Raw genomic sequence first — 2,861 nt, 5'->3', positions numbered from 1 at the left:
CGGCGTCAACGCGTGCCGCTCAATATGCAGATGACCGGGTTCAAACTGGGCCATGGTTTTCTCCTTTCAAGGCATGGGAGAAGGGCAGGCCTCGGGCCTGCCCCCGGAGTTTCTGATTATCGGTAAGTGATGCCCGGCTTCGCCGTGGTTACTCGAGTACCGGCAGTACCCTGGACAATCGCTTCGATATCCGCCAGCGAACCGATCACCGCGACCTTGCCAGTATGGCGCGCAAATTCGCAGGCTGCCTGCACCTTAGGCCCCATCGAGCCGGCGGCGAAACCGAGGCGTTCGAGTTCGTCCGGGTGCGCTTCGGCAATGGCTTTCTGCGTCGGTTTACCGTAGTCGATGAACGCCGCGTTGACGTCCGTGGCAATCACCAGCAGATCGGCTTCCAGTTGCTCGGCGAGCAGCGACGAGCACAGGTCCTTGTCGATCACTGCCTCGATACCTTTGAGATTACGGTTCTCGTCGTACATGGTCGGAATCCCGCCGCCACCGGCGCAGATCACGATGCTGCCCTTGTCCAGCAGCCATTTGATCGGGCGGATTTCGAAGATGCGTTTTGGCCGTGGGCTGGCGACCACACGGCGGAACTTGTCGCCATCCGGAGCAATCGCCCAGCCTTTTTCAGCAGCGAGTTTTTCCGCTTCGGCCTTGTCGTAGACGGGGCCGATCGGCTTGGTCGGGTTCTGGAAGGCCGGATCCTTGGCGTCGACTTCAACCTGGGTGAGCAGGGTGGCGAACGGCACTTCGAAGTCGAGCAGATTGCCCAGTTCCTGTTCGATGATGTAGCCGATCATGCCTTCGGTTTCGGCACCGAGCACGTCCAGCGGGTAAGGGGTGACGGAGGTGTAGGCCGCCGCTTGCAACGACAGCAGGCCGACTTGCGGGCCATTGCCGTGGGCGATGACCAGTTGGTTGCCGGGATGGATCTTGGCGATTTGCTCGGTGGCGATGCGGATGTTGGCGCGCTGATTGTCAGCGGTCATCGGTTCACCACGGCGGAGCAGGGCGTTACCGCCCAGAGCTACGACGATACGCATGGTGCATGTCCTTCTAATCAGAGGAGAGGCAAACAACTCGATCTTCCTGTCGGAACCGGGATCCCCTGTGGGAGCGAGCCTGCTCGCGAAGGCGTCAGCTCAGGCGACATCTTTTCTGGATCAGTCTTCCAGCAGCTCTTCAGCCTGACCCAGGATGTTTTCCAGGGTGAAGCCGAACTCTTCGAACAGTGCCGAAGCCGGAGCCGATTCGCCGTAAGTGGTCATGCCGATCACGCGACCTTCCAGACCCACGTACTTGAACCAGAAGTCGGCGTGAGCCGCTTCGATCGCGATACGTGCGCTGACCTGCAACGGCAGCACGGCTTGCTTGTAGCCGGCGTCCTGAGCATCGAACACGCTGGTGCAAGGCATCGAAACCACGCGCACTTTGCGGCCCTGCTCGGTCAGCTTGTCGAAAGCCTGAACCGCCAGACCGACTTCCGAACCGGTGGCGATCAGGATCAGCTCAGGCTCGCCTGCGCAGTCCTTCAGCACGTAACCGCCACGGCTGATGTCGGCAATCTGGCCGGCATCGCGTTCCTGGTGCTGCAGGTTCTGACGCGAGAAGATCAGCGCCGATGGGCCGTCCTTGCGCTCCAGAGCGTTTTTCCAGGCCACGGCCGATTCAACGGCATCGGCTGGACGCCAGGTGTCGAGGTTCGGTGTGGTACGCAGGCTGGTCAGCTGCTCGATCGGCTGGTGCGTCGGGCCGTCTTCGCCCAGACCGATGGAGTCGTGGGTGTAGACGTGGATCACTTGCTTCTTCATCAGCGCGGACATGCGCACGGCGTTGCGCGCGTATTCCATGAACATCAGAAAGGTCGCGCCGTAAGGTACCAGGCCCCCGTGCAGGGTCACGCCGTTCATGATTGCGGTCATGCCGAATTCGCGCACGCCGTAGTACATGTAGTTGCCGCTGGCATCTTCAGCGCTGACGCCTTTGCAGCCTTTCCACAGGGTCAGGTTGGAACCGGCCAGGTCAGCGGAGCCGCCGAGCAGTTCCGGCAGCAGCGGGCCGAACGCGTTCAGGGTGTTCTGGCTGGCTTTGCGGCTGGCGATGGTTTCGCCTTTGGCCGCGACTTCAGCGATGTAAGCCGAGGCTTTTTCGGAGAAGTCGGCCGGCAGCTCACCGCTCAGGCGACGTACCAGTTCGTTGGCTTCAGTCGGGAACGCAGCGGAGTAAGCAGCGAAACGCTGATCCCACTCGGCTTCGGTTGCGCGACCTTTTTCCTTGGCATCCCACTCGGCATAGATATCGGCCGGGATTTCGAACGGACCGTGGTTCCAGTTCAGCGCCTGACGGGTCAGCGCGATTTCCGCGTCACCCAGTGGAGCGCCGTGGCAATCTTCTTTGCCCTGCTTGTTCGGCGAGCCGAAACCGATGGTGGTCTTGCAGCAGATCAGCGTCGGCAGCGGGCTCTTGCGCGCGGTTTCGATAGCAGTCTTGATCTCTTCCGGATCGTGACCGTCAACGTTGCGGATCACTTGCCAGTTGTAGGCTTCGAAACGCTTCGGGGTGTCATCAGTGAACCAGCCTTCGACTTCGCCGTCGATGGAGATGCCGTTGTCATCATAGAACGCGATCAGCTTGCCCAGACCCAGAGTGCCGGCCAGGGAAGCGACTTCGTGGGAAATGCCTTCCATCATGCAGCCATCACCCAGGAACACGTAGGTGTGGTGGTCGACGATGTCGTGGCCAGGACGGTTGAACTGCGCGCCCAGAACCTTTTCAGCCAGAGCGAAACCTACAGCGTTGGCCAGACCCTGACCCAGCGGGCCGGTGGTGGTTTCAACGCCCGGGGTGTAACCGAATTC

Annotated in this window: 2 protein-coding genes; both read right to left on the bottom strand. The window is 61.0% G+C overall.

Annotated features, from left to right (window positions below; genetic code table 11):
* Window positions 1-116: 116 nt before the first annotated feature.
* Window positions 117-1,046: a carbamate kinase gene (arcC, locus tag F8N44_RS31055; protein ID WP_034153407.1), complete on the bottom strand. Its 930-nt coding sequence runs from the start codon at window positions 1,044-1,046 to the stop codon at window positions 117-119.
* A 120-nt stretch (window positions 1,047-1,166) separates the two neighbouring features.
* Window positions 1,167-2,861: transketolase (gene tkt / locus F8N44_RS31050; RefSeq protein ID WP_150653011.1), on the bottom strand; the 1,695-nt coding region annotated here is incomplete at its 5' end.

The sequence above is a fragment of the Pseudomonas fluorescens genome (genome assembly GCF_902497745.1).
Classification (GTDB): domain Bacteria; phylum Pseudomonadota; class Gammaproteobacteria; order Pseudomonadales; family Pseudomonadaceae; genus Aquipseudomonas; species Aquipseudomonas fluorescens_BM.
The sequence above is the reverse complement of the archived record's forward strand: the minus strand, read 5'-3'. Positions and strand labels throughout refer to the sequence as shown.